Genomic DNA, 26,625 nt, shown 5'->3' with positions numbered 1-26,625 from the left:
CGCGTTATCCGTGTTCCAGTCCCTTGCCTGTCTCGAAAAAAAGAATGATTTTTGGGATGCAAATAAACAATACAAACACATGAAATACCTTTATCTCCTAACCATAGTGCTGGTACTGGCTTCCTGCGGGGAAGAAGAAAAGAAAAAGCCTCTTGACAGGACAAAAACCGACTGGCAGTTTTATAAGCTTGAAGGCAATGTGAAAAGCGTCTCGGAGAAATCATTCGAAATTATGGATGCTGCGGGGCAAAAAGGCGGCACCAAACACGAAGTTGCCAGTAGTCATGACAACGACCTTACATTCAATGAAAAAGGAATGCTGGTTTCAGAAAAACTATGGCTGGACAGTACTACTCCCTTTGAAGATATAAAATACAGCGGGCGGGAAAATATGCTCAGCAGAGTACAATACATCAACGGGCAGATAGGCATAAAAACCGAAAACAGCCGGGATAAATCGGGAAACATTACAGGGATAATACGCCGTAACGCCGACAACTCGCAAATCGACCGTATAGCCATGACCTACAACGGCAAAATGCTAACGGAAAAGAAAACCTTTAATAACCAGGACAACCCGAATGACAGGATCACCTATGTATACGATGACAAAGGCAACCTTAAGGGTGAAAACCTGTATTTGGGCAGTGAGTATGTGCAGGTGAAAAATCTTTATGATTATGACGGGCAAAACCGAAAGGTCGCTGAATCCCGTTACAGTAAAGACAGCCCTTTATATAAGACTACTTTTGAATACGACGGCAAAAACATTGTAAAAAAAGAAACTACCGATGCTAATGGCATAGTTCTAAACAGTGAAAAAAGCAAGTACGACAAAAAAGGTAACCTTCTGGAACGCTATACTACCGACAATTCAGACAAATCAGAAGTATTTGACAGTTATAAATATAATGATAAGGGAAATGTAACCAGTTGGACGGTAACCCGTAATGGCGATCCCGAAATGCAGGTGCTTTATAAGTATGACGGGCATAATAATGTAACTGCCGTGAAATCAGTCAACGGAAAAGGGCAGGTTATTGACAACCGGGCATACGCTTACGAATATGATGATAATGGCAACTGGACTAAAAAGACGGTAGTGGTTAACGATAAGCCATTTACTGTTGTTGAAAGAAAAATAACTTACTTTCCTACTGAAGAGTAATTTTTTAGCCACGAATTACACGAATTCCATTATGGGTAATTAACAGCTCAATCAATAAAAAACTCCCACTTTCCGTGGGAGTTTTACTTCTGTAACTTTTATTATTATTTCAGGCTGGCAAGGCTTTGCTCTATGGTAGCGATCTTCGCCAGTGCATCGGCCTCTTTCTGCCTTTCAGATGCTACTGCCTTTTCAGCGGCGTTGCTAACGAATTTTTCATTTGACAGCTTTGCCTGTACTGACTTAAGAAATCCTTTATTGTATTCAAGCTCTTTAGTAAGCTTGGCTATTTCGCCCTCTACGTCCACCGCACCTGTTACCGGAATGAAGTACTCGTTGGAACCTGCCCTGAAGGTAAGCGCACCGTTTACTTTTTCGGGTGTATAATCAAGGTTGGCGACATTCCCAAGCTTTTTGATGATACTGTCGAATTCTCCCGAAAGACCTTCATTGTTCAGGACTTTAAGGTCGATCGTATCTCTAAGGATATTCTTTTCTTTCCTTATGGTACGAATACCTGAAATAACCTCTGAAGCTTTTTCAAAGCCCGCTATGAGCCTTTCGTCAGCTTGCTTCAGCGTTGGCCATTTCGATATAATAAGCGCTTCTTCAGGCTTCCTGTCAGCAATGTACTGCCAAATCTCCTCTGTAAGGAATGGCATGAACGGATGCAGCAGCTTCAGGTTGGCTTCAAGCATCTCAATAGCTTTATTATAAGTCGTCCTGTCGATCGGCTGTTGGTAGGCCGGCTTGATCATTTCAAGGAACCACGAACAGAAGTCGTCCCAAACCAGCTTATAGGTTGCCATTAGCGCATCGCTGATACGGTATTTTTCAAAATGATCTTCAATCTCTGCAATGGCCTTGTTAAGCTTTGCTTCATACCAGTTGATCGCCATGCGGGCATAATCCGGCTGTTCAATATCACTTACCTCCCACCCTTTTATCAGGCGGAACGCATTCCATATTTTATTGGCGAAAGCCTTGCCCTGGCTGCACAACTCCTCATCGAACATAATGTCGTTCCCGGCAGAGGCGCTTAGCAGTAGCCCGGTACGAACACCATCGGCACCAAATTTCTCAATAAGGTCAAGTGGATCAGGTGAATTCCCTAAAGATTTCGACATTTTCCTGCCCTGCTTATCGCGAACAAGCCCTGTGAGGTATACGTTCGTAAATGGCTTTTCACCTGTATATTCGTATCCTGCAACGATCATCCTGGCCACCCAGAAGAAAAGGATATCAGGGCCGGTAACAAGGTCGTTGGTAGGGTAATAGTATTTAAAATCTTTATTCTCAGGATCTAATATCCCACCGAAAACAGCCATTGGCCACAGCCATGAAGAGAACCACGTATCCAGTGCATCTGCATCCTGTTTCAGGTCGGCAGCAGTAAGGTTCTGGTTTCCTGTTCGTTCTTTGGCTAAAGCCAATGCATCAGCTGGGGTTTCGGCAACTACAAAGTCTTCTTTACCATCGCCAAAGTAATAAGCGGGTATTTGCTGGCCCCACCACAGCTGGCGCGAAATGTTCCAGTCGCGGATGTTTTCCATCCAGTGGCGGTAGGTATTATCAAAACGTTTTGGGTACAGTTTTACGTCTTCCGACTCAAGAACGGCTTTGATAGCTGGTTTTGCCAAGCCTTCCATTTTCAGGAACCACTGGTCGCTCAGCCTTGGCTCAATAACCGCTTTTGTCCTTTCGGAAGTGCCTACTTTGTTCACGTGAACTTCGGTTTTTGCGAGGCTGCCAAGGGTCTCAAGTTCTTTGGCAATCTCATCACGAACTACAAAACGGTCTTTGCCAGCATACTGAAGGCCAAAGCTGTTGAGTGTAGCATCATCATTAAAGATGTCAATGATCTCGAGGTTGTGGCGTTCGCCAAGTTCCTTATCGTTCACATCGTGTGCAGGTGTTACCTTAAGGCATCCTGTACCGAATTCCATATCTACATACTCATCAAAAATGATCGGGATAACGCGGTTGGCAATAGGCACGATCGCATTCTTACCTTTCAGGTGGGCATAACGCTCATCGTTCGGGTTAATACAAATGGCAGTATCGCCCAATATCGTTTCAGGGCGCGTGGTGGCTACGGTAACGTAATCCTCACTGCCTTCTATCTTATATCTTAAATGGTATAGTTTACCCTGACGCTCCTCATAATTCACTTCTTCATCAGAGAGCGTTGTTTTTGCTTCCGGGTCCCAGTTCACCATACGGTAACCCCGGTAAATAAGGCCTTTGTTATAAAGGTCAACAAACGATTTTATAACCGATGCCGACATATCAGGATCCATAGTGAACTTAGTTCGGTCCCAATCGCATGAGGCGCCCAGTTTTTTTAGCTGTTCGAGTATTACGCCACCGTATTTATCGGTCCACTCCCATGCGTGTTTCAGGAATTCCTCACGCGTGAGGTCATTTTTGTTGATTCCTTCGGCTTTAAGCTTAGCCACAACCTTGGCTTCGGTCGCGATAGAAGCATGGTCGGTGCCAGGTACCCAGCACGCATTAAAACCTTTCAGGCGCGCGCGCCTTATCAGCACATCCTGTATCGTATTGTTAAGCATGTGGCCCATGTGCAGCACCCCGGTCACGTTTGGCGGCGGGATTACAATGGTATATGGTGTCCTGTGGTCGGGTTCCGAATGAAAATAGTTGTGCTTCATCCAGTATTCATACCATTTGCCTTCAGCGGCTTTGGCGTCAAATTGCGATGGGATTGTCATGATCTTCTAAGTGCTTTTATTCCAAAAAAATGTTTGGTCTGGTTTTTGTCAATTACCTGCAAAAGTAACTATATAAGTACAATAAAAAAAGTGGCCTACTATTTGCACTTTAATTTAAACTGAGTATTTTTACTAAAAACAAATAATTACCAAAGATGAAAAGAATTTTAGGTTTAATCGCAGTGTTTGTTATCACCGCTTCAGGTTATGCACAGTCAGGAGCCAAACTGGAACTTAAGAATGGAGACACCATAGATTATGGCACAACCAATAAAGCAGACGATAACGGGGTAAGGTTTTTTGAGTTTACCAACACCGGCGATGCGCCCCTCATAATTAAGGAGGCAAAATCTACCTGTGGGTGTACCGTACCAAGCTGGCCGAAAGAGCCCATAGCTCCCGGAAAAACCGGCAAGATCGAAGTGAAGTACAATATGAATCCCGGCCCTATACGCAAAACGATTACTGTACAGTCTAACGCGGTAAATTATCCCGGCGGCACTGTGGCCCTTAAAATAAAAGGTGAAGTAGTTGCACAGGACCAGGTAAACGTATTGCAAAAGAAAAAGACAATAGTGAACCAGTAAGCATTTGCTGAGAATATGATCAATAAGCCCGTTTTTAGCGGGCTTTTTTATTTCAAATCTCTAAAAAAAGTTGCAAATTTGCCACAACAATATAAAATCTACAAAGATGCCGCAAGTATCAGAAAAAGGCAGGCAAATGCCTGAATCTCCTATCAGGAAACTGGTTCCTTATTCAGAAATAGCCAAAAAGAAAGGCCACAAGGTATACCACCTTAACATTGGCCAGCCGGACATTAAAACTCCCGAAGTGGCGCTTGAAGCCATTAAGAACAATACTGTAAAGATCCTTGAATACAGCCACTCTGCCGGTTTCGAAAGCTACAGGGTAAAACTTGCCGCTTCCTACCAGGCGCATGGTGTGAATGTAAACACCGAAAATATCATCATAACCACAGGAGGATCTGAAGCATTGCTTTTTGCCCTTGGAAGTACTATGGATGCAGGCGATGAGATCATTATCCCTGAGCCGTTTTATGCCAACTACAACGGGTTTTCTGTTGCATCAGGTGTAAAAGTAGTACCGGTTATCTCTACGATAGATGAAGGCTTTGCCCTTCCTCCTATCGCGGACTTCGAAAAACTGATCACGCCAAAAACAAAAGCGATACTCATCTGTAACCCGGGCAACCCTACGGGCTACCTTTATACGCAGGAAGAGATACAGCAACTGGCCGACCTTGTAAAGAAACACGACCTGTTCCTTATTGCCGATGAAGTGTACCGCGAATTTACCTATGACGGCGACAAGCATTATTCGGTAATGAATGTTGCGGGTATCGAAGAGAATGCAATTATGATCGATTCGGTTTCCAAACGCTACAGCATGTGCGGCGCAAGGATAGGCTGTATCGTATCTAAAAATAAAGAAGTGATGGCAACGGCTATGAAATTTGCCCAGGCGCGCCTTAGCCCGCCTACCTTCGCCCAGATCGCCAGCGAGGCTGCACTTGACACACCGCAAAGCTATTTTGATGAAGTTATCGGCGAATACCGCGAGCGCAGGGACACCCTGATCGCAGAACTAAACAAAATTGAAGGTGTAAAAGTTGCTACTCCAAAAGGCGCATTTTACTGCATCGCAAAACTCCCAATAGATAATGCCGACAAATTCGCCCAGTGGCTGCTTGAAAGCTTCGACCTGAATGGCGAAACTGTTATGGTAGCACCGGCTGCCGGTTTCTATTCCACACCGAATGTAGGCCTTGACGAAATTCGCATTGCATACGTACTTAAAAAAGAAGACCTTATCCGTTCGGTTGAGATACTGAAAGTTGCTATAGAAAAGTACAATAACAAATAATTTTTGCCATTATATATGAAAGCCTTTCGCAATTGCGGAAGGCTTTTTTATTTGCAGTTGCTATATTTGTGAAAACAAACGCAATGGATGTAATGCAACAGCTCCTCAGCGCCATGCAAAATGCCGGGCTGGAATGGTCGGCAGCCGTGGAATTAAAACGTGGCGAATCGCTGTTTATCGCGGGCAGGGCCGATTTGCCGGTGTATTTCCTGGAGCAGGGCACTCTGCGCATCATCTGCCAGAATGGCGAAGACACGAACACCATACGCTTTGCCTACAAGGATTCGCTCTTTGCCGCGATGGATGAATTAATAACGAGCCTGCCAACCCTCTATTCTGCAGAAGCTATAAAACAAACGGTTGTCAGGTTCATCCCAAAAGCAGATTTCCTACACTTCATCAACAGCGACACGAAGCATTTAGAATTATGGAATACCATTTTGGGTTACGTTATCATTGGCCAGCTCGAAAGAGAAACCGACCTCCTTACCACATCTCCCCGCGAGCGGTATGAAAGGGTACTCCGGCGTTCCCCACAACTCTTTCAGGAAGTACCGCACAAGTATATCGCCTCCTATTTACGCATGACACCCGAGACACTTTCCCGCCTTCAAAAATCTTGAGGCTGATCAATATTTTTCGTTAGGCAGGTACCGACCTTTGCTATAAATCATCAATCATGAAAACGAATAGTACAAAACTGTTGCAGGAACTCGAAAACATAACTCAGGCAAATATCGAAGCAGCAGTCGGTTTCCTTAACTTCAGCGAACAGCAGCTAAATTTTAAAGCCGTACCCGGCTCCTGGAGCATACTGGAATGCCTGGAACACCTAAACAGGTACTCATCTTTTTATCTTCCTGAACTACGCAAACATCTTAGCGCAACAACAGATGCGGCTAAGCAGGAATTCAAAAGTGGCCTGTGGGGAAACTACCTTGTAAAAATGGTCATCCCGAAAGACGGCGGCAAAAAGATGAAAACATTCCCTGCCATGGATCCGTCAGGCAGTAAGCTGGACAAAGCCGTGGTTACCCAATTCCTCGAAACGCAAAATGAATTACTTCGAATAATAGAAGTTGCAAAGTCGGCTGATCTTAATCGGGCAGGCATCCCGGTCACTTTCACCAAATTGATCAAACTGAAACTCGGCGATGCCTTGCGCTTTATGGCCGATCATAACCAAAGGCATGTAAGGCAGGCACAGCGTATTAATTTAAGCACATAAATCTTTTTTTGGAGCGAATGGCCTGGGCTTCCCTGCTGTCCATGTTCCCGCCGTCGCCTTTATCCCGCCGAAAAAAGCGGGGATACCGGCTCCGTCGGGGCTATTGGGAAACTTGCTGAACTTTTGGAGGCATAGGGTTAATCCTAATTGTTTCGCCCTTTCAGGGCTTGGATGTGTACACCTATAATTTCACCGGGCGGTGCCCGGGACTAATTTGTGTAACCCCGTTGGGGTGCCATGAGCCGGATTACATATGCATTATTTTTAAAGTCTTTAACTCGTAATTAATCCTCTTATACATTATAGGATTTTAAAAATTACATCGTCAATAAACCCCAACGGGGTTACACAAATTAGCCATCGGCAACGCCTATGGTTTAGACGGTTCTTATGAAATAGCCCTGAAGGGGCGTAACAATTCAGAAGGAGTGTAGCTCGCGTGACGGATAGAGGCGGCATACCCGCAGCGCAGCGGAGGGATATAGCCGATAGCCGGACGGCGTAGCCTGCCTGCCGGCAAAGGCAGGGCACGGAGCCGGCACGCCCAAAAACTTCAAACAGGAATAGATAATTTTGGCTGAATTATAATTTATACATTTGCAGCAATCCGAATTTCATGAAAAAATTATTCAGCGTCTTCCTCATTATTGCAGTAGCTTTTGCTTCATGCAAAAAAGAGGCTGCCTCTAAAGTCCCGGTTACAAAGGCTGTTATTAATGGTGTAAAGCACGCCAAAGGCCTTGAAATTTATAGATATGAAGGCTATACCATAGTCAAGGTGACCAACCCCTGGCCGGATGCAACAGATACCTTTACTTATGTGATGCAAAAGAAAAATTCGGTGCTGCCCGACAGCCTTAAAAACTACACTATTGTGCAGGTGCCGCTAAAAACAGTGGTGGTAACCTCTACAACGCATATCCCGTCATTGGAGATGCTTGGCGTAGAAAATACACTGGTAGGCTTCCCCGATATAAGCTTTGTTTCATCTGAAAAAACAAGGGCAAGGATAGATGCCGGGCACGTGAAAGAAGCCGGCCAAAATGAGAGCCTGAACACTGAAGTGATGCTGGACCTGAACCCTCATGCGGTGGTGGGCTTCAGTATCAGCAGCCATAACAAAACGATGGAAAACCTTCAGCAGAGCGGGATGAAAATACTATATAACGGCGACTGGACCGAGCAATCGCCTTTAGGAAAAGCCGAGTGGATAAAGTTCTTCGGGGCGTTATACGGACTGGAGGATAAAGCTGACGAGCTGTTTGCCAACATTGAAAAAGAATACAATGCGGCACGGCAATTGGCAAAAAAAGTGACCGTAAGACCCACGGTGCTTTGCGGTGCCATTTACAACAACCAATGGCTGATGCCTCAGGGCGGAAGCTGGGCATCGCTTTTCCTGAAAGATGCAGGGGCTAACTACCTATGGGCAGATTCGGATGGCACGGGCAGCCTGAGCCTGTCATTCGAAACAGTTTTGGATAAAGCAGAGAATGCCGATTTTTGGATTGGGCCGAGCCAATACACTTCATTAAAGGAAATGACCGATGCGAACCCTCATTACGCCCAATTCAGGGCTTTTAAGAATAAACAGGTCTATTCATTCGGTAACAAAAAAGGCGCAACAGGCGGGCTTATTTACTATGAGCTTGCACCCAACCGCCCGGACTTAGTATTAAAAGACCTGGTACATATATTACATCCGGAATTACTTCCCAACCATGAGCTACAATTTTTCGAGAAGCTGAAATAGGATGGATTTGGTGATATGACAAATTCTTTAAATTTCACGCAAAGTCGCAAAGCCGCTAAGACTCATGCCGAAAACAGTCTGTTTGAAGCCGCAAAGACGTTGCGTCAAAATGATTTGTGGGTAGTGGACTTTGCGTCTTTGCGACTTTGCGTGACAAAATCTGCTACATTTGCCAAAAAGACTTTCGCGCATTCCCGAACATGCATTAAACAATGATAAACAAAAAGCGGAACATAGCTGTTTTTACGATACTGGGCATTGCCCTGGTGTTCCTCTTTTTGGTTAATATAAGCCTTGGCGCTGTAAAAATTCCAATAGGCGAGGTATTCAATGTGCTGACGGGGGGTAATGCCTCTAAACCCGCTTGGGATTATATCATCCTGAATTACCGTCTCCCGAAAGCCGTTACAGCAGTGCTCGTGGGAATGGGGTTATCAGTAAGCGGGTTGCTGATGCAGACGCTTTTCCGCAACCCGCTTGCCGGGCCGGATGTTTTGGGGCTAACGTCTGGTGCCAGTTTGGGCGTGGCTTTCGTCATTTTGGGAGCAGGGCTGTTACCCGGCACTCTGGCAGGGTTTTTCTTTTCTCCGTATGGTATTGTTTTGGCGGCTACTCTCGGAAGTTTTATGGTGCTGATGGCCATACTTGTCGTAGCACAGCGCCTTCGCGATACTATGGCAATACTCATAATCGGGTTGATGTTTTCCAGCTTTACCGGGGCTATTGTGGGGGTACTCACTTATTTTAGCACTGCAGAGCAATTGCAGAAATATACATTTTGGTCTTTAGGCAGCCTTGGAAATTTGCCGTGGAGCACTATAGCTGTATTAGGCATAGTGGTTGGTATTGGATTAATTCTGTCGGCATTTTGCATTAAGCCTTTGGATGCCCTGCTGCTTGGGGAACGCTATGCGAAAAGCTTGGGCATCAATTTTAAAAAAACGCGCCTACTCATCATACTTTCTACGAGCCTGCTTACCGGTTGTATTACTGCCTTCGCGGGCCCCATTGCCTTCGTAGGGTTGGTTGTTCCACATATAGCTAAGCTTGCTTTCAGGACAAGCAGCCACTTTACCTTATTTTGGGCAACGCTGCTTTCCGGTACAATAATCTTGCTAATCTGCGATACGTTTACGCAACTGCCCGGCAGTGAATTCGTACTCCCTATTAATGCCATTACATCAATAATAGGGGCACCGATTGTAATATGGCTGCTGATGCGCAAACAAAAAGGAATATTCAGCTGATGGAAAGGAGAAAGAACATAGTAGCTACTTCGCAATTACGCATAGGTTATACTTCGGGTAAAATCACGAATGCAATTGCCGGAGATATAAATATTACTTTGAAACAAGGCAGCCTTACCGCGCTGATTGGCGCTAACGGCATTGGGAAATCGACGCTGCTGCGGACGCTGACCGGAATTCAGCCGCCATTAGCCGGAAGTATTTTGCTTAATGATAAAAGCCTGGCCTCCTATTCTGCAAAAGAACTCGCGCAAAACCTCAGTATTGTTTTAACCGGGAGCCTCCCGCCAAGTAACCTCACCGTGTTTGAACTGGTGGCGCTTGGCAGGCAGCCCTATACCAACTGGCTGGGTTCGCTTGCTGATGACGATCTTGCGCAGGTAGAAAAAGCGATGCAGCTTACGCAGATAACGTCATTGGCACATAAAAAGCATTACGAGATCAGCGACGGGCAATTTCAAAAGGTATTGATAGCGCGCGCACTGGCACAGGACACACCACTTATAATCCTCGATGAACCTACCACGCACCTTGACCTGCTGCATAAAGTAAACCTGCTGCGCCTGCTTAAAAAACTGGCTTCGGAAGCGGGGAAGTGTATCCTCTACTCTACCCACGACCTCGACCTGGCTTTGCAGATGAGCGATGAGATCATTGTTATGGCAAATGAAAAAGTAATTCAGGATACTCCAAAAAATCTCATCCGACAAAAGGTATTCGATACACTGTTCAATGACCCCGGCATTGTCTTCGATGCGGAAAAAGGCGGATTTTTCATACAGCCATAATTACCTTTAACATAAGCTAAACATTTATCGGTTTTAGATTGGGTATATTTACGTATCAAACTAAAAATATAAAATATCATGGGGCAATTTACAGTCAACTATCCGGGCGATAAATCACAGCTTTTAAATAAGATAAAAAACACCGTTGGTGAAAAAGGCAAAGTAAGCGGAGACGAGCAGCAGGGAAATTTTGCAGGCGAAACACCTGTAGGTGATTTTGAAGGAACGTACACCATCGAAGGCGATAATATCAATATCAATATTACCAAGAAGCCTTTCCTTGTTTCTACGGGAATGATAAAAGACGAGTTTGAAAAAGCCCTTAAAAAAGCATGATAATGCATAAGCTGCTCTTTTTACTGTTCTCAATAACTGCACTGGCACAGCCTCCAAAAATGGAATTGCAGCCCTATGGTTTCGATCCTGTAGACGTATCTATCCCTGCAACACAAAACGATAAACTTGTGGAAATAACGAAAGCCTGGGTGCAGGAATATAACAGGCGCGAAAAAGGTGCAGACGTTAGTAATGTAACCGAAAACACAATAACTGTAAGCGCTTTTAAGAAAAACGGCTTTTTCTACAGGAACCGCGGCCAGGCTTTTGAGCACAAAATACGCTACACCATGAAGATTACTTTTCATGAGGACCGGTATACCCTCGCTTTCTCCGTAGATGACATTTATGCTAACGGCGATGCGCTGGCCAAATATAAAATCCCTGATTATTTTAATTCTTCCGGGGTGCTGAAAGATGGTTATACCGACCTGGAACCGTCGTTGGAAAGAACCGTGAACGATATCGTAACCTCGCATTACAACTTTATACTGAATTTCAGATAACTTAAAAAAAACATTGTTATGGCATCAGGAACAGACGACCCAAAAGATTTGGGATCAAAAAAAATAGGCAACCAGGAAAAACAAAGTGACAGGAATGAGGGCTTTAGCGGGGATAACCTGCCGAAGAACTATGATCCGTCAGCTGATAAGTTAAAAATGGAGCTTGAAAAAAACAAGGATGGCGATACGGAAACGGTACAGCGTGCCCGCGATGTTGATGAAAAAAAGGCGCCGCCCATAAGCGAAAGCAGTAACACCACCCGTGATGACGGTACCGTTGTGGATAAAAGCCGTGGCACTACCAGTGAAGCCGAAGATGTAGAAACAGCAGAAAATCGCGATTTTAATTCGGATATAAATGAAAAACGTTATCCCGCCTCACATCCCGATAATAAAGAACACCGTGGAAATACCCATGTGGGCGATTCATAAAACAACAAAAGCCGCGTTAAGCGGCTTTTGAATTCTATATATCAAGAAGAAGTTATGCCAGCACCGATTTCAGGTCACCGTTCATAGCCCTTACTGCATCGGCGCTTTTTGCGAACAATGCTTTTTCTTTTTCATCAAGCTTGATATCAACGATCTCTTCAAGGCCGTTTTTACCAATGATGCACGGAACACCCATGCAGATATCTTCCTGTCCGTATTCGCCTTCAAGCAATACAGAGCAAGCTATCATTTTCTTTTGGTCGTTCAGGATGCTGTCTACAAGGTAAGCAACCGAAGCTCCCGGTGCATACCATGCTGAAGTACCCAAAAGGCCTGTAAGCGTAGCGCCGCCCACCATGGTATCCGCTGCTACTTTATCAAGCACTTCCTGTGAAAGGAAATTCGAAACAGGGCTTCCGTTGTACGAAGCAAGCCTTGTAAGCGGTATCATGGTCGTATCGCCATGCCCGCCTATTACCATTCCCTGAACGTCATTCGATGGTTTGTCAAGCACTTTTGACAAATAATATTTAAAGCGGGAGCTGTCCAAAGCACCGCCCATACCTATGATCCTGTTTTTTGGAAGGCCTGTGGCTTTCAGTGTGAGGTAGGTCATAGTATCCATTGGGTTGGAAACAACCACTATAATTGTGTTTGGCGAATGTTTCAACACATTCTCTGCAACCGATTTAACGATGCCAGCATTGATTCCTATAAGCTCCTCGCGGGTCATGCCCGGTTTCCTCGGTATTCCCGAAGTGATCACAACTACATCGCTGTCAGCTGTTTTGGCATAATCGTTGGTTACGCCGCTTACCCTTGTATTAAAGCCTGTAGTGGTAGCGCACTGCATGATATCCATAGCCTTGCCTTCTGCAAAGCCTTCTTTAATATCGAGTAAAACTACTTCACTGGCAATTCCCCTGTAGGAAATAACATCGGCACACGTAGCGCCTACATTACCGGCGCCTACTATTGTTACTTTCATAATCTAATCTTGTATTTCTGGTTTGTTGTTTTTAAAAGTATATTGTAATGATATGTTTGTATTGACAAATTTACCAAAAGCAAGTATAGTTTGTATATCAAATTTGCCAATATTATACTTAAGTGACGCTTCCCCAATGTAATTTACCTTCGTTTTATAAATATCCTGAAGGCGGGTATTGAGTATCTGCTGCAACGGAAGCGTATTTTCTATAGTGCCTTTAGGGCCGCCCACCTTATATTTAATATCACTGGTATTCACCATAAAACTCGCCATAGCTTCAAATCGGCCGAATTCCTTCGAACCGCTCACCTGCCCCTGCCATGTATCCACCAGCCCATTGATGGTATTTATGCCCAATGTACCATAGTCTGTCTGGACATTAAGGAAATTGAACTCGACATCTTCCTTACTATAGGAAACCGACACCGCAAGGTTTATTTTTTTTGCTTCAAGGCTTTTAAAATACTGGCTGAAATTGTGTTTCAGGCCAAAGCCATATACCTGGTAATCGCTCTTTTTAAGCTTTACTTTAGGAGAGTATTTTATCAAAATCTCGGTGCCATACCACAATCCTAAGGCGCCCTGCAAATAAGGATAGGCAACCGTTTCCATATCAATACCTTCGGGCGTTTCCAGCCGCACCGGGCTGTTGCCCAAAGTGCCTGTTAAATACACCTGCTGGTCATTTCCCAAAGCAGTAGGCACGGTAGCCGATGTCCTCTGCTCTAACTGGAAGAATTTAAAATCACTGTTATTGATGGTAAACTTCCTGTCACGCTGTGGCGTAAAGAATACATTGGTATGCAATCCGAACGAAACTTCCCACAACTCCCTTTTCTTCGGGCTGGTTATCCATCCGGAGGCCGACTGGTAAACAGCAGCATCGGTAGCAGGAGTTATATATTTATCTGAAAAAAACAGGGCATCGTCTAGAAGATGCCCTATTTGTGTAATTGCTTCCTGGTCTGCCTGCGCAAATGCCCTGCCCGAAACCAGGAACAAAACCGCAAACAATCCTTTTAAGAATGGCTTATGCATCAATTTTTGCATAAGCAGCATTCTTCTCTATAAATTCCCTTCTTGGCGGAACCTCATCGCCCATAAGCATCGAGAATATCCTGTCGGCTTCTGCAAGGCTGTCGATGTTTACCTGGCGCAGCGTGCGGAACTCAGGGTCCATAGTGGTATCCCAAAGCTGCTCGGCATTCATTTCACCAAGACCTTTATAGCGCTGTATGGCCGTACCGCCACCCATCCTTTCAGAGATAAGGTCGCGCTGGTTATCGGTCCATGCATATTCTTTTTTGGTTCCTTTTTTTACTAAATATAAAGGAGGTGTCGCGATGTACACGTGGCCGCCTTCTATAAGCTCTTTCATAAAACGGAAGAAGAAGGTAAGGATAAGCGTGGCAATGTGGCTTCCGTCAACGTCGGCATCACACATGATAACGACTTTGTGATAACGCAGCTTCTCAAGGTTAAGCGCCTTGCTGTCTTCAGCTGTACCAATGGTTACGCCCAGGGCTGTAAATATATTACGTATCTCCTCGTTTTCAAACACTTTGTGGTGCATGGCTTTTTCCACATTAAGGATCTTACCCCTTAGCGGCAATATCGCCTGGAAAGCCCTGTCGCGCCCCTGTTTTGCGGTTCCGCCTGCAGAGTCACCCTCTACAAGGAATATTTCGCATTTTTCCGGATCCTGCTCAGAGCAGTCGCTCAGTTTACCGGGAAGTCCGCCGCCGCCCATAACGGTCTTGCGCTGCACCATTTCACGTGCTTTTTTAGCAGCGTGGCGTGCCTGTGCAGCAAGGATAACCTTCTGTACAATAATACGCGCATCGTTAGGATTTTCTTCGAGGTAATTCTCAAGCATTTCGCTCACCGCCTGGCTTACCGGAGCCACTACCTCGCGGTTACCCAGCTTGGTTTTGGTCTGGCCTTCAAACTGCGGCTCCTGTACTTTTACCGAGATAATAGCTGTAAGCCCCTCACGGAAGTCATCGCCGGAAATTTCGAATTTAAGCTTGTCCAATAAGCCTGAACTGTCGGCATATTTTTTAAGCGTATTGGTCAGTCCACGACGGAAACCCGATAAGTGGGTACCTCCCTCATGGGTATTGATATTATTTACATAAGAGAAAATATTCTCGGTGTAGCTCGTATTGTAGATAAGCGCAACCTCGACCGGCACTTCTCCTTTTTCACTTTCCATGCTGATAACGTGCGAAATGATAGGCTCGCGGTTGGCATCAAGGAAACGTATATATTCTTTTAATCCTTCGTCCGAATGGAAAACCTCAGATACGAATTCGCCTTTGTCATCTTTCTCCCTTTTATCGGTAAGCGTTATGGTAATCCCTTTATTAAGGAACGACAATTCGCGCATGCGGGCAGCAAGGGTATCGTATGAAAACTCTGTAGTCTGCGTAAAAATAGACGGGTCAGGATAAAAAGTCTGGGTAGTACCCCTCTTTTCGGTTTCGCCAATCTGCTTAACAGGATATAGCGATTTCCCTTTTTCATATTCCTGCTCGTATATTTTGCCTTCCCTGAAAACGGTAGAGCGCATATGGTTGGAAAGTGCATTTACAACAGAGACACCAACACCGTGAAGTCCCCCGGAAACTTTATAGGAATCCTTATCGAATTTACCTCCGGCGCCAATCTTGGTCATTACCACCTCAAGAGCCGAAACACCTTCTTTTTTATGCAGGTCGACCGGGATACCACGGCCGTTATCTTCAACGGTTACAGAGCCATCCTCATTGATCGCCACACCAATAGTGTCGCAATGCCCGCCCATGGCCTCATCAATAGAGTTATCTACAACTTCATAAACAAGGTGGTGCAAACCGCGCACCCCCACATCACCAATATACATCGAAGGGCGCATCCTTACGTGCTCCATGCCCTCAAGAGCCTGAATACTATCTGCTGAATAACTGTTTTTCTTTATCTCCTCACTCATAAAAATTTGGTTCTTAAACGGATTTTAAGTTTAACGAACAAATATAAGTAAACAGGAGGGATTATGCCAAGAAACAGGTTGTTTTGGGAAGTAAGTTATTAACAATTTATTAAAATTCACGCATCAATAATAATATTGTAAAACTCAGGTGAACTAATTAAATTTTAAGTATAATTGCTAATACAATCTTACACCATCCTACTGTATGGAAGACTACCAAAATAGAATCAGGCAGCTTAAAGATGAAGCGCTTGTAGAATATAAAGCCGGCAGCATTGATAAGGCTATCATCCTGACCATCCGGTCGTGGGATGCGTTGCCCGAACCTAAATATGAAAAACCCGACAGCTACCTTATTGCAAGGTCAATGGTATTTCTACTCAATAAAGCCGAACGCTACGATGAAGCGTTAGTATGGGCACAACATTTAATGCAAAGTTCTCCAGACCGGTACGACTCGGGCGACCGCGAGTTTATGGCAGGCACAGTGCTTTATCACATTGGCCGGAAAGACGATGCATGGATGTACTTTGATGTTGCCAACGACAAATCGGAAAGCCGCTGTTTTGAAAGTACAGACACGATATACCGGGAGTTCTTTGAAAGCCGCGACGGAAAAATTCTAAAACAAAAAAAGCATATCATGGCAGCAAGTATTATCGCCTACATCCCGGACCTGCCGGAAGACAGATCGGACCTTTTTGAACGAATCGTTGACAATGAAGAATTTGAAAAAATCTAACTCTATCACCTGATCAGCCTTGATTTTGCAATAATCAACTCCCTGGCCGGCACCAAATGGGAAAGCGAAAACAACCCGGTAGTTTATGACGAAGAAGGCGGCCTTGCCATAGTGCATCTCACCCGGGAAGGCCTGCAATCTGTAATCGGGTTCGAAGGCGGGCTGGACGATATCAGTAAGGAAAACCAGGATGAAGATATTGCACAGATAAAGGCATTCGTCGAAAAGCATGGGTACGATAACCTGTATGAAGTAGCTACTTTTTAAAAATGCAGGCACCATATATTTTATGAAAACCATCCTCGAAATAGACAGCATATATAATCCCGCATCCGGTGGGACTTTTTTCGCAGGGATACTTACCGGAAATAAAGAAATGTTTTCTAAAAGCCTGTGGGTATTGACAGCTGACAGTAAACCGGCACAAGAAGTTACTATTACATCTGAGCAATGGCCTGACAATCATCCCGGCAGGAGGATATTGGTATCAGAAACTTTTTATGATAAGGATGATATACCACAAGGTTCACGATTAGAATTGATACGTTACCTGTAACCGGGTGATCCTTTTTGTCATCATTTTATATATTACAAAATCATTTGTGTAAGAATGGTTTACCCTGAAGTGCCTGGACCAGCGTGTAGGTTACGTATACAAAATAAATTGCGGAAATAATTATTACGTCGCGTCTTGTTTTTGCAAGTACATAGCTGATTAACGGAATGAGCTGTAAAGCATGCATTCCCAAAAAATGCGCTACCCGTAAATCGCCGTAATTTGTACTCCAATTCACTATCGGCAAACCTGTGCTTCCGTCGTTAGCGCCAACAGTATGTTTCATATATGCACCCATTACAAAACCCTCAAACGCAAACAGAATCATTATAACCATGCTTAGTCTAATTGATAAGATCAATACAGCCGGAGCATCAAACTTTACCTGTGAGAAAAATAAAATCGCTATGTAAACGGTATGCAGCATGAAAATGGTTATAGCTACTCCCATAGCGCCGAAAATAATTATGCCAGCAGTATTTTCCCTGTTGAAGTGGGATATTTTACCCCTTGAAGCCTGATAGGCTATGAGTATGAGCTCAACCGACAATAAAATTATTAAACTCCAGCTATATATACTAACCTGCCTTGTGTTCTCTAAGAACTGCATATAGTAAGCCATTGTCCACGCCATTATTGCTACAGAACTGCAAAACTTGAATGGCTTTATCCACCCACTGATACCCAGTATCGGATTGGGATTTATTTTACTTAATACAAAAAAAATGATGCCTGCAGCAAAACAGATTAATCCATAGTAAAACAGGGCTTCGTTTTTTAGCTTTACGGTCTCAAAAAAGTATTTCATAATATTTGGTATTTGTTATTTTATTTGGATGGCCAGGTTTTATTCTATATCAATTTACAGTGTTTTATATTTGAACAACGTTCAAAATATTACAAAAAATTTATGCTTTGCCTATCATCAACAAAAATTCATTGTAACTGTCCGTTACTATTGTCTCGGGATTAGCCAAATTAACCCCTTTACTTCTTTGCCTGATTTCTAAGCAACACATTCCGTGCACGAGGCTCCATATCATAAATGATAGCGGTTCCAGCGTATGGCCTTTAAAATGTCCTTGTTCCATACAATGCTCGACAGTAGATTTTAACACGCCGAAAGCCCCTTTCCCTTCATTCCATTCTTCCTGATTGCCTTTCGTTAAAAATTCCATTGGAGCTTTCAGGTTGAACATCAAATCATACATCTCTGTATTCTCTAAAGCAAACTTTATATAAATCCTTCCCATTATGCGCAATCTTTCCATTGGGTCGGCTATGGTGTATAATTCTTTAAAATAGCCACCCAGTTCGGCGAACCCCCCGGAATGCAACTCATGAAGTATGGCATTTTTATCTTTAAAGTATACATATACGGTGCCAATGCTATAATCAATTTCATCAGCGATATTCCGGATTGTTGTTTGCTCAATACCTTTTTCCACAAAGAGCTTTTTAGCCCCCTGCAGAATTAAACTTTTTAAGTTTTCTTTTTCCCTTGCCTTTCTATCCGCTATCGCCATAAATAAACTAAAGTACAAATGTAAAACTATTTTTTGAACATTGTTCATTTTATAGTTATTATATACAAAAAACGCCCCGGCTCGTCGGGGCGTTTTTCTACAAACAAACAAACAAACTAAATTCCAAAAAACCTGAAATTATGCTTCTGCCTTCACTTGGGCAATTGCGGTATCGGCGTGTACGTGCGCCGCGTTGGCCCTTCCGCTCGGGTCTGTATTTTCCTGCCACTTCGGTATCCATTTCCTAACCGTTTGCGCCGCGCTCACCTGCGGGAAATGCTTATGGAAAACCGACCTGTAAAAATAGGCCTCCTTGGTAACAGGTGTATTGTAAGGGAAACGCTGTTCGGCATTTTCCAGTTCTTCATCGGTAACCTGCGCAGAACAGTATTCTATCAGCGTGTCGATCCAGCTGTAGCCTACGCCATCGCTAAACTGCTCTTTCTGCCGCCACAGCACCTCATCCGGAAGGTAAGGCTGCTCCGGGGTATCAAAGGCTTTGCGCAATATATATTTCTCTATGCCGTCATATGTTTTCGGCTGTTTATCTTCAGGATTTATCTTTATTGCCAGCTCTAGGAATTGCTTATCTAAGAACGGAACGCGTGCCTCAAGCCCGTGTGCCATGGTACTTTTATCTGCCCTCAGCAAATCGGCGGTGAACAGCTTCTGTACCCTTTCTATAGTTTCCTTCTGGAAATCCGCTGCCGATGGAGCGTTGCGGAAGTACAGGTAGCCACCGAAGATTTCATCGGCACCTTCGCCGGACAATACCACTTTCACGCCCATATCGGTAATCGCTTTCGAAAGGAAGTACATGGGTGTGCTGGCCCTTATCGAAGTCACGTCGTATGTTTCCAGATGCCATATCAGCTTGTCCAGTATCGCTATCCCCTGCTCTATCGTAAAGTGGATCTCGTGGTGCTCCGTACCTAAAAACTCAGCTACTACTCGTGCTGCGGCAGCATCCGGCGCCATGGCATCAAGCCCGATAGAGAACGAATGCAGTTTCTTCCCACTATCCTTCATCAGCCTTGCAGCAATGGAAGAGGTCAGCGAAGAGTCGAGCCCGCCCGAAAGCAGCACCCCGATAGGCACATCGCTCATCAGCCTCTTCTCTACGGCGTGTGTCAATGCCTGGCGGATGGCGGCAAAATCAACTGCCTCAACCGCTTTAGATGCATCTTCCCATTGCGGCCTGTAATATTTTACAAAACCGGTTTGTGGAGTATAGTAATGCCCCGGAGGGAACGTTGAGAACGTTTGGCACTGGTCGGCTATCGATTTCATTTCTGAAGCGAAGTAGATCCTGCCCCTCTCGTCAAGGCCATAGTATAATGGCTTAACGCCAAGCGGGTCGCGGCCTGCAATAAAATCATCGCCATCTATTACCACAAAAGAGAACATTCCATCCAGCAGGTTACAGAAATCGTAGCCATATTCCTCATACAGGTGCACTATCACTTCCGAATCCGAAGTTGTCCTGAACTTATGGTTTTTCAGTACGGTATCGCGCAGTTTCTGGTGGTTGTATATTTCGCCATTGTGCACCATCCATGCGCTTTTCGTCCCCTGTATGGGCTGCTTGCCGGTATGCAGGTCAATTATCGAAAGGCGCTCGTGGCTCAGTATATGCCCTTTTTCTGTTACATGAAGGTCGCTTTCGTCAGGGCCGCGGTGCGACATCCTTTTAGAAAGCTGCTTAACCAATGCCTCATCTTTTCCTTTACCGATAATTGCTAAAATTCCACACATACTTGTCTCTGTTTTAAATTGGCAGCCGACATATTGTTTAGTTATGTTCAGCAAGACAAAATTGTATTTTTAGTTTCAATTGTAAAACAGTAAAAGCTTTTTATATTACAAATTACAACTTAAAGCACACAAATTAACTAATTAAGTAAGCTGAACTGCAAATTTCATCATAAGGCGATTACAAATCATAAAAAAACCATCTTATAAGATGGTCTATAAATTATGGAACGGCGGACGATGCGGATTGAGAGGATGACCGCAGATTCTTCCATGCAGCTGAAATACATTTCAAAAATTACTGTACTTCCTCAATACAATATTTTGTCGTACCTACTTCAAAGCTATCGCCCTTGCCCATCCCTAGCATTTTCATACCCAGCGGCGATTGCGGTGAAAGCGCTATTATAGAGATACCCTCAATACTTATTTTAGGAAGTGCCGCACTTACGAAAAGATAAAGATTGTTGGCTTTAACCAAACTGCCTAACGCTATTTTTGAGTGTGCAGTCTCAGGATTGATTTTATCAAGGATGGCCTTCTGCTCTAAAAATTCCTTCATCTTATGGTTGAGCTTCTCCTGCTCCAAATGCATCATCGAGAGCGCTGTTTCGTGCTTATCCCCTGCGGAGCCTTTGGCATCATTGGATGCATCTTCGGTAAGGGCAGCGATCATATCCCGGAAGGCATCGATACGGTCATCTACCTGCTGCTTGTAGTAAGCGAGTATTTTTTGTTTCAGTGTCTGCATAGGATTGTTATGCAAAGATTCGCAAAGAAGACACAAAGGACCACAAAGAATTTATATTGAACTTTGCGAATCTTCGTGTCTTCTTTGCGAATCTTTGCGAAATAGCGCTTTTAGAAATTAAACTTATACGATGCCCCTATCAAAAACTGGAAACCCTGTACCTGGTAGTTTACCCAGCGCTCGTAGTTCTGCCCGGTAATGTTGTTCAGCTTCAGGAAGCCGGTAAGGCGCTCGTTATATTTATAGCCGGCATGGGCATTCAGGTCGAAATAGCTTTTCAGGGTTACTGTTTGCATCCCTTCGTTAGTGGGAGCAAAATCTTTTCTGTCACCTACAAAGAAAATATTAGTACCCGTATACCACTTGTCTGTAATATCTACATCAAGGCTTGCTCCTACTTTCATCTGCGGAAGGTTCCAGGCTTCATCAAGGTTTTCTACCGAATAGTTGTAATAACTACCATTGATACCGAAATGTACTTTTTGCGAAAAATCGGCTTTCAGTTCCCCAAAGAAACTAAAGGTCTTTAGGTTGTCATATATCACACCGAACGAGTTACCATGCGAGTACCCATCATTATCAATTGCTATCCCAAGCGCCGCGTTGTTCAGGAAAAAAGCATGATTGTCCTCGTTCATATACGATCCCCTGATGTTATAGGCGACAGTACTTGCCAGCTTGCCTTTCAGCCCCACATAGATATCATATTTTTGGTCTGTCGGAGCAATGTATTGCGTTGGCGATGCAAAAGGATTCTGACTCACAAAATCCGCATACGAATTCTGGCGCAGCGTACCTTCAGCTCCCGCATAGGCAACCATCAGGTCGCCAACCAGTTTGTAGGATGCTTTTACCTGAGGATAAACAAATAATTTATTATCAGTGGCCTTATTCATTTTACCCATGCTGTAAAATATTCCCGCGCCAAGTTGCACTGACAGGTCTTCCTTTTGATAAAGAAGGCTTGGCTGTATGCCCAGGTTGAAATAGTTATAGCTAAGATCACCCATATTAATAGCGTCCTGTTCAAAGGTTCCGCCCACATAATCAGCCACAAAATCTACTTTAATTTTCTCACTCATTATCGGAATATCAAGCGAAGGCGTTATAAAAAAACGGTTTTCTGCTGAACCGAAAGCATCCCAAAAGCGCTTATATTGCGCAGAAGCATTATGGAAATAGCTATCCTTTGTAGCAATTTTACCACCAATATAAAATGTATTGTATGTTTGCTTTGGGTCGATTGCTGCAATAGCTGCCGGTGTTAGTTGAAGGTAGTCCTGTGGAAGGCCATACCAATTGTACACCTGGTTTTGGTAACCCAGGTCAGTGCTCCAGTTGTAGCCCTGCTGGCGGCTGCCATAGGTCAGATCCAGCGATGTGTTATAATACTGGTCATCGAGCAATACTCCTTCTATGCCACCTTGTGACGAAAGGTGGCGCAGCATTCCGCCCATATAATCGGTATCGCTTACATTTTCGGTCACGAACAATTCGGCATTAATGGTACCGTAATTACCCACACCTAAAGTAGCGTAGTTATTAAAATATTTCTCTTTGGCTTCCTTGTCCACAGCTGCTGCCCTTCCCTTTGCCGGTGCAAATGTAGAGGCCACAGGAAATGAGAAGATGTTGTATTTGATCTCTTCTTTCTGGGTATTCTCATCGTCCTCGATAACGGGAGTCTCTTTTACTTTAAAGGCATCCGATATGGTTGGGGTATATGGCTTTACCACGTTTACCACCTCGGTACCTATGTTTTCGTCCTTCTTTTGTGCGAAGGCATCCTGCATTCCTGCAAATGCAACCGCTATGGCTATGTATCTGAATTTGGTCTTCATGGCTTAAATTAGTTTTGGATGGATGAGTTACGTTTCGCTTCTTCGCCTTTGATGGTATCAAGCTCGGTTTGGGCTTCCTGCACTACGTCAGGATATGCCGTAAAGTTCTTGATAACGCTTTCGAGGATGTAGGTAGCCTGGTAGCTGTCTTTCAGCCCGAAGTAATTCTTAGCCATTACCACAAGGCCTTTTGCACCAAAGTATTTGTAACCCGAATAGTCTTTTGAAAGCTTCTGCACAGCGGTGTTCGATGCCTCAAATTTTCCTTCTTTATTTTTAAAGTAAGCATCGTAGTACAATGCTTCGGCAGCCAGCTCTCCCTTAGCGATAGTGAGCAATTTGGCATAGGCCGCTTTTGCTTTCACCTCGTCATTGGTTTTTATAGCCGAACGCGCCACGATAATCTGTGCGTCGCTTTTCACCCTGTCTTCGGTTTTGCTGTTTGCCAAAACTTTTTCAGCATAAACAACCGCATTGGCATAATCCTTACCGTCATAATAACCTTTCATCAGGTTCGACTGTGCGAAGGTTACATTCTGCGGGAAGTCGGCTTCTGTCTCAAGTCTTTTCAGTACCGGGATGGCTTTCACGTAATCATTTTTCTTCAGGTGGATATCGGCAAGCCTTACCAATGCCTGCTCTGTAAATTCACTCCTCGATTTCGAAATAACGAACTCATAATGAGGGATGGAATTAGCCTCCAAACCATCGGCATAATACGACTGCGCCAGATAGAAGTTCGCTTTAAGTGAAGAAATACCATTCGGGAACTTTGCCACATAATTGCTAAGCGATGATATTGCCTGCTTGGTATTGTTTTGCAGGTACTGCTTTTCGGCAGCCTCAAATGCGGTGTTGTCAAGGTCGGCATCGCTGATGTCAACGAAGGTCAGGGTTTTTACCCATGCGGCATACTCATCCGTACGGCCGTTATCCACATAGATAAGACGGGCCGTTTCCACCGCTTCCATAGCTTCAGGCGTATTCGGGAATTCCGCTACCACTTTTTTGAATTTGGCAAGCGCCTGGTCATCTTTCTCAGCGTTATAATAAATAAGCGCCTGACGCATTATCGACTTGCTCACATAAGAGCTGGTCTTATAATCTGCGATAAGCCTGTCATAAGCCTGGATCGCTTTATCGGTCTGTTTTTCAGTCACGTAGGTGTTACCCAATTCATACAACGCATCATCGGCATATTTCGATTTTGGGTACGTCTGCACGAATTTGGTAAGGTCTTCTATCTTCTTTTCGTTACGCCCGACAAACCCGTAGCTGATGCCTTTTTGGAACAACGCATAATCCGCATCGATACCTTTCATGTCGATAGCCTTATTGTAGGCTTCCATTGCGGGCCAGTATTTACCAGTCACGAAATTACTATCACCAAGGCGCAGCAATGCGTCGTTTATACGTACCTTATCATCTTTGGCCACAGCTAAATAATCACCAAAATGCTTTGCTGCCTGCTCATATTCTTTCTGTTTGAAATACGAATAGGCAATGTTATAATGGATGTTCTTGTACTCAGGTGTGGTCTTAGCCTCGTTCATGCCCAGGAACTGCTTGAAGCTGATAAGCGATTCATTGAACTGGTCAAGAGCAAATTCTGTTTCTGCTTTCCAAAAAGTTGCTCGGGCCGTGAATCGTGGGTCGCGCTGCTCGGCTAATGATTTTTTAAACATTGCCAGCGCTTCCTGGTTGTTGCCATCGGTAGCAAGCTCCATTCCACGATAGAAGGTCACTTTTTGGTAGGCCGCCCTGTTTTCAGGCGATTTATTTTTCTCTAAAAGCACAAGCGCTTCCTTATAATTTTTAGAAGTGATGTACGAATTGATAAGCAGGTTCTGTATTTCCTGCTTAAACGGCGTGGCAGGATATTTCTCAAGGAAAGCCCCAAGCACTTCCGGAACGCTTTGGTACGGATTGCCTATCTCGTAGCTCAGCTTGGCATAGTTCAGGTAGGCATCCTCCTGTATCTTGGCTTCAAACTCCATTTCCGAAGCATTTTTGAACGCGTTTAGCGCCTGCTGCTTCTTACCGGTTTTCAGGTAGCTTTCGCCCAAATGATAGTAGGCATTCTGCGCCACGGCATCATTACCGCCGATTATCTTGTTGAACTCCGTTATCGCATTCTCATAATCACCCTGCTTGTAATAGGCATAGCCCAACTGGTAAAAGTCGGTATTGCTCCATTTGCCTTTTTTGCCTTTGTAATTTTTCAGGTACGGAATCGCCTTGTCATACTGCCCGAGGTTGAAGTAGCTCTCCCCGATTATCTTGGAAAGCTCCGACTTTTCATTGGCATCGCTCTTCGGCAATTGTGGTACTCCAAGGTCAATCGCCCTTTGGAACTTACCTTCCTTAAACGCCATATCCGCCTGGAAATACGACATCTTATCGCTGTATTTCTCCTGATCTTCCACCTGCTCAAAATACTGGCTGGCTTTCTTGTAGTCATCGCCTTCGTAGGCCATAAAGCCCAGATAGTATTTGGCCTGCGAGCCATATTCCTTGGAGTCTTTTACTTTCAAAAGGTATTTGTCGGCATTCTTTTTATCGCCCGCGCTAAAGTAGCTGTAGCCTTTCTGGAAATTATAGCGGTCGCGGTCGGTATCCCCAAGGCTGCCCTCGTCTACCTTGTCGTACCATTCAAGCGCCTGCTTAAAACGGCCCTGGCTGAAATGATGCCCGGCCACCTCAACATACGCCTGGTTTTGCTTGGTGCTGGTGGGGTAATCTTCTATGAAATCTTCCATCAGCTCATCGGCATTCTTCTGGTTGAGCTTTATGGCGCTGGTCGCTATGTAGTAAGCACAGTCGGCCTGCACGTCCATATCCTGGTTATCGCTTTTTGTCTTCTCAAAAAGTATCTGGGCGGCCTGGTACTGCTTGTCGTTATAAAGCGTAACGGCTTTATCAAAATCCTTAAGCTCGTGGGTGTAAATAGCCGACTGCTGTGCCGAGAGGGTGAGCGCGTAAAGCGGGACCAAAAACGGGAGAGACCTTTTAAGTATGCGCATAGTTCGTGTTTTTAGTGATCGTTCAAATATATCAATTCCTTATTTTATTTAACGGATGTCCATCGGGTTTAGTATTGCACCCAAACCACGGCCCGCCAATGCAAAAGCCAAACTTACGAATATACCTACCCTGCCTCAAAGGCTTTAATTTATTATTAACGCGAATTTATTAACAATTCCCTGTGGATAAAGAAGAAGGCTTAGCCACGAATTACACAAATTTCACTAATTTTTAAGCATCAATTAATGCATCAGACCTGTCAGGTTTTAAAACCTGTCATGTCTTTGTCAATAAGCAGACGTTAATCAACATCCTTTAATTTGGTAAAATTTGTGTAATTCGTGGCAAAAAACTCCTACTCTTACCGAAAATAAAATTTTGAACACAAGCGTTA

Annotated in this window: 24 protein-coding genes; 14 read left to right on the top strand and 10 right to left on the bottom strand. The window is 44.3% G+C overall.

The genetic code is table 11. The annotated features are described in order from the left end of the window. Nucleotides 1-79: 79 nt before the first annotated feature. Nucleotides 80-1,168 carry a hypothetical protein gene (locus AAEO56_RS07945; RefSeq protein ID WP_341696497.1) on the top strand — a complete coding sequence of 363 codons (1,089 nt, stop codon included), beginning with the start codon at nucleotides 80-82 and terminating at the stop codon, nucleotides 1,166-1,168. Nucleotides 1,169-1,272: 104 nt separating this feature from the next. Here the strand turns inward: AAEO56_RS07945 and AAEO56_RS07940 are convergent, their stop codons facing one another. After that, entirely contained in the window at nucleotides 1,273-3,900 is a 2,628-nt protein-coding gene (locus AAEO56_RS07940) for a valine--tRNA ligase (protein ID WP_341696496.1), read from the bottom strand. Nucleotides 3,901-4,055: 155 nt separating this feature from the next. On the opposite strand from AAEO56_RS07940, the gene AAEO56_RS07935 reads away from it, so the two are divergent. The 10 genes from AAEO56_RS07935 (at nucleotide 4,056) to AAEO56_RS07890 (ending at nucleotide 12,077) form a co-directional block, all read left to right on the top strand. After that, nucleotides 4,056-4,487: a DUF1573 domain-containing protein gene (locus AAEO56_RS07935; protein WP_341696495.1), complete on the top strand. Its 432-nt coding sequence runs from the start codon at nucleotides 4,056-4,058 to the stop codon at nucleotides 4,485-4,487. Nucleotides 4,488-4,593: 106 nt separating this feature from the next. Continuing rightward, nucleotides 4,594-5,787 carry a pyridoxal phosphate-dependent aminotransferase gene (locus AAEO56_RS07930; RefSeq protein ID WP_341696494.1) on the top strand — a complete coding sequence of 398 codons (1,194 nt, stop codon included), beginning with the start codon at nucleotides 4,594-4,596 and terminating at the stop codon, nucleotides 5,785-5,787. Nucleotides 5,788-5,870: 83 nt separating this feature from the next. Next, the gene (locus AAEO56_RS07925; protein WP_341696493.1) at nucleotides 5,871-6,410 is read left to right on the top strand and encodes a Crp/Fnr family transcriptional regulator; all 540 of its coding nucleotides are present in this window, start codon (nucleotides 5,871-5,873) and stop codon (nucleotides 6,408-6,410) included. A 56-nt stretch (nucleotides 6,411-6,466) separates the two neighbouring features. Continuing rightward, nucleotides 6,467-7,015, top strand: coding sequence for a DinB family protein (locus tag AAEO56_RS07920; RefSeq protein ID WP_341696492.1), 549 nt, complete (start codon nucleotides 6,467-6,469; stop codon nucleotides 7,013-7,015). A gap of 616 nt (nucleotides 7,016-7,631) precedes the next feature. Further along, nucleotides 7,632-8,768: an ABC transporter substrate-binding protein gene (locus AAEO56_RS07915; protein WP_341696491.1), complete on the top strand. Its 1,137-nt coding sequence runs from the start codon at nucleotides 7,632-7,634 to the stop codon at nucleotides 8,766-8,768. Between the two features lie 212 nt (nucleotides 8,769-8,980). Further along, the gene (locus tag AAEO56_RS07910) at nucleotides 8,981-10,015 is read left to right on the top strand and encodes an iron ABC transporter permease (protein ID WP_341696490.1); all 1,035 of its coding nucleotides are present in this window, start codon (nucleotides 8,981-8,983) and stop codon (nucleotides 10,013-10,015) included. Beyond that, nucleotides 10,015-10,803 (top strand): ABC transporter ATP-binding protein, encoded by a 789-nt coding sequence (locus AAEO56_RS07905; protein WP_341696489.1) that lies wholly within the window; start codon nucleotides 10,015-10,017, stop codon nucleotides 10,801-10,803. Before AAEO56_RS07910 ends, AAEO56_RS07905 begins: the two co-directional genes overlap by 1 nt. Nucleotides 10,804-10,881: 78 nt before the next feature. After that, nucleotides 10,882-11,139: a hypothetical protein gene (locus tag AAEO56_RS07900; protein WP_341696488.1), complete on the top strand. Its 258-nt coding sequence runs from the start codon at nucleotides 10,882-10,884 to the stop codon at nucleotides 11,137-11,139. Between the two features lie 2 nt (nucleotides 11,140-11,141). Then, nucleotides 11,142-11,645, top strand: a complete 504-nt coding sequence (locus AAEO56_RS07895) for a hypothetical protein (protein WP_341696487.1) — start codon at nucleotides 11,142-11,144, stop codon at nucleotides 11,643-11,645. 18 nt (nucleotides 11,646-11,663) lie between these two features. Further along, nucleotides 11,664-12,077: a hypothetical protein gene (locus tag AAEO56_RS07890; protein WP_341696486.1), complete on the top strand. Its 414-nt coding sequence runs from the start codon at nucleotides 11,664-11,666 to the stop codon at nucleotides 12,075-12,077. Nucleotides 12,078-12,129: 52 nt separating this feature from the next. Here the strand turns inward: AAEO56_RS07890 and AAEO56_RS07885 are convergent, their stop codons facing one another. Genes AAEO56_RS07885 through gyrB form a run of 3 tightly spaced genes read right to left on the bottom strand, consistent with a single transcriptional unit; the run spans nucleotide 12,130 to nucleotide 16,039 of the window. Next, nucleotides 12,130-13,065, bottom strand: a complete 936-nt coding sequence (locus AAEO56_RS07885) for a malate dehydrogenase (protein WP_341696485.1) — start codon at nucleotides 13,063-13,065, stop codon at nucleotides 12,130-12,132. A 3-nt stretch (nucleotides 13,066-13,068) separates the two neighbouring features. Continuing rightward, complete coding sequence (locus AAEO56_RS07880; protein WP_341696484.1) at nucleotides 13,069-14,118, bottom strand: DUF6588 family protein; 1,050 nt, start codon at nucleotides 14,116-14,118, stop codon at nucleotides 13,069-13,071. After that, entirely contained in the window at nucleotides 14,099-16,039 is a 1,941-nt protein-coding gene (gene gyrB / locus AAEO56_RS07875; protein WP_341696483.1) for a DNA topoisomerase (ATP-hydrolyzing) subunit B, read from the bottom strand. The genes AAEO56_RS07880 and gyrB overlap by 20 nt, the downstream gene beginning before the upstream one ends. Before the next feature lie 205 nt (nucleotides 16,040-16,244). Between gyrB and AAEO56_RS07870 the strand changes: the two genes are divergently transcribed. From AAEO56_RS07870 to AAEO56_RS07860, 3 genes are all read left to right on the top strand, one after another. After that, the gene (locus tag AAEO56_RS07870; RefSeq protein ID WP_341696482.1) at nucleotides 16,245-16,781 is read left to right on the top strand and encodes a hypothetical protein; all 537 of its coding nucleotides are present in this window, start codon (nucleotides 16,245-16,247) and stop codon (nucleotides 16,779-16,781) included. Between the two features lie 111 nt (nucleotides 16,782-16,892). Then, nucleotides 16,893-17,048, top strand: a complete 156-nt coding sequence (locus AAEO56_RS07865; RefSeq protein ID WP_341696481.1) for a hypothetical protein — start codon at nucleotides 16,893-16,895, stop codon at nucleotides 17,046-17,048. A 22-nt stretch (nucleotides 17,049-17,070) separates the two neighbouring features. Next, nucleotides 17,071-17,337 (top strand): hypothetical protein, encoded by a 267-nt coding sequence (locus AAEO56_RS07860; protein WP_341696480.1) that lies wholly within the window; start codon nucleotides 17,071-17,073, stop codon nucleotides 17,335-17,337. A 40-nt stretch (nucleotides 17,338-17,377) separates the two neighbouring features. Here AAEO56_RS07860 and AAEO56_RS07855 read toward each other — a convergent pair whose 3' ends face one another. The 6 genes from AAEO56_RS07855 to AAEO56_RS07830 form a co-directional block, all read right to left on the bottom strand. After that, a complete protein-coding gene (locus tag AAEO56_RS07855; protein ID WP_341696479.1) occupies nucleotides 17,378-18,145 on the bottom strand; it encodes a hypothetical protein in 768 nt (255 codons plus the stop codon). A 100-nt stretch (nucleotides 18,146-18,245) separates the two neighbouring features. Next, nucleotides 18,246-18,911: a TetR/AcrR family transcriptional regulator gene (locus AAEO56_RS07850; protein ID WP_341696478.1), complete on the bottom strand. Its 666-nt coding sequence runs from the start codon at nucleotides 18,909-18,911 to the stop codon at nucleotides 18,246-18,248. A gap of 90 nt (nucleotides 18,912-19,001) precedes the next feature. Beyond that, on the bottom strand, nucleotides 19,002-20,618 hold the full coding sequence (gene asnB / locus AAEO56_RS07845) for an asparagine synthase B (RefSeq protein WP_341696477.1): 1,617 nt from the start codon (nucleotides 20,616-20,618) through the stop codon (nucleotides 19,002-19,004). Between the two features lie 295 nt (nucleotides 20,619-20,913). Then, nucleotides 20,914-21,366 carry a hypothetical protein gene (locus AAEO56_RS07840; protein WP_341696476.1) on the bottom strand — a complete coding sequence of 151 codons (453 nt, stop codon included), beginning with the start codon at nucleotides 21,364-21,366 and terminating at the stop codon, nucleotides 20,914-20,916. 110 nt (nucleotides 21,367-21,476) lie between these two features. Further along, entirely contained in the window at nucleotides 21,477-23,207 is a 1,731-nt protein-coding gene (locus AAEO56_RS07835; RefSeq protein WP_341696475.1) for a TonB-dependent receptor, read from the bottom strand. Between the two features lie 8 nt (nucleotides 23,208-23,215). Beyond that, entirely contained in the window at nucleotides 23,216-26,230 is a 3,015-nt protein-coding gene (locus AAEO56_RS07830; protein ID WP_341696474.1) for a tetratricopeptide repeat protein, read from the bottom strand. Nucleotides 26,231-26,625: the final 395 nt, after the last annotated feature.

This window comes from Flavobacterium arundinis (genome assembly GCF_038289855.1).
GTDB lineage: Bacteria > Bacteroidota > Bacteroidia > Flavobacteriales > Flavobacteriaceae > Flavobacterium > Flavobacterium arundinis.
The sequence above is the reverse complement of the archived record's forward strand: the minus strand, read 5'-3'. Positions and strand labels throughout refer to the sequence as shown.

Coding starts and splice junctions, on each gene's coding strand:
- AAEO56_RS07945 (WP_341696497.1), top strand. CDS start 80: ATGAAATACCTTTATCTCCTAACCATAGTGCTGGTACTGGCTTCCTGC.
- AAEO56_RS07940 (WP_341696496.1), bottom strand. CDS start 3,900: ATGACAATCCCATCGCAATTTGACGCCAAAGCCGCTGAAGGCAAATGG.
- AAEO56_RS07935 (WP_341696495.1), top strand. CDS start 4,056: ATGAAAAGAATTTTAGGTTTAATCGCAGTGTTTGTTATCACCGCTTCA.
- AAEO56_RS07930 (WP_341696494.1), top strand. CDS start 4,594: ATGCCGCAAGTATCAGAAAAAGGCAGGCAAATGCCTGAATCTCCTATC.
- AAEO56_RS07925 (WP_341696493.1), top strand. CDS start 5,871: ATGGATGTAATGCAACAGCTCCTCAGCGCCATGCAAAATGCCGGGCTG.
- AAEO56_RS07920 (WP_341696492.1), top strand. CDS start 6,467: ATGAAAACGAATAGTACAAAACTGTTGCAGGAACTCGAAAACATAACT.
- AAEO56_RS07915 (WP_341696491.1), top strand. CDS start 7,632: ATGAAAAAATTATTCAGCGTCTTCCTCATTATTGCAGTAGCTTTTGCT.
- AAEO56_RS07910 (WP_341696490.1), top strand. CDS start 8,981: ATGATAAACAAAAAGCGGAACATAGCTGTTTTTACGATACTGGGCATT.
- AAEO56_RS07905 (WP_341696489.1), top strand. CDS start 10,015: ATGGAAAGGAGAAAGAACATAGTAGCTACTTCGCAATTACGCATAGGT.
- AAEO56_RS07900 (WP_341696488.1), top strand. CDS start 10,882: ATGGGGCAATTTACAGTCAACTATCCGGGCGATAAATCACAGCTTTTA.
- AAEO56_RS07895 (WP_341696487.1), top strand. CDS start 11,142: ATGCATAAGCTGCTCTTTTTACTGTTCTCAATAACTGCACTGGCACAG.
- AAEO56_RS07890 (WP_341696486.1), top strand. CDS start 11,664: ATGGCATCAGGAACAGACGACCCAAAAGATTTGGGATCAAAAAAAATA.
- AAEO56_RS07885 (WP_341696485.1), bottom strand. CDS start 13,065: ATGAAAGTAACAATAGTAGGCGCCGGTAATGTAGGCGCTACGTGTGCC.
- AAEO56_RS07880 (WP_341696484.1), bottom strand. CDS start 14,118: ATGCAAAAATTGATGCATAAGCCATTCTTAAAAGGATTGTTTGCGGTT.
- gyrB (WP_341696483.1), bottom strand. CDS start 16,039: ATGAGTGAGGAGATAAAGAAAAACAGTTATTCAGCAGATAGTATTCAG.
- AAEO56_RS07870 (WP_341696482.1), top strand. CDS start 16,245: ATGGAAGACTACCAAAATAGAATCAGGCAGCTTAAAGATGAAGCGCTT.
- AAEO56_RS07860 (WP_341696480.1), top strand. CDS start 17,071: ATGAAAACCATCCTCGAAATAGACAGCATATATAATCCCGCATCCGGT.
- AAEO56_RS07855 (WP_341696479.1), bottom strand. CDS start 18,145: ATGAAATACTTTTTTGAGACCGTAAAGCTAAAAAACGAAGCCCTGTTT.
- AAEO56_RS07850 (WP_341696478.1), bottom strand. CDS start 18,911: ATGAACAATGTTCAAAAAATAGTTTTACATTTGTACTTTAGTTTATTT.
- asnB (WP_341696477.1), bottom strand. CDS start 20,618: ATGTGTGGAATTTTAGCAATTATCGGTAAAGGAAAAGATGAGGCATTG.
- AAEO56_RS07840 (WP_341696476.1), bottom strand. CDS start 21,366: ATGCAGACACTGAAACAAAAAATACTCGCTTACTACAAGCAGCAGGTA.
- AAEO56_RS07835 (WP_341696475.1), bottom strand. CDS start 23,207: ATGAAGACCAAATTCAGATACATAGCCATAGCGGTTGCATTTGCAGGA.
- AAEO56_RS07830 (WP_341696474.1), bottom strand. CDS start 26,230: ATGCGCATACTTAAAAGGTCTCTCCCGTTTTTGGTCCCGCTTTACGCG.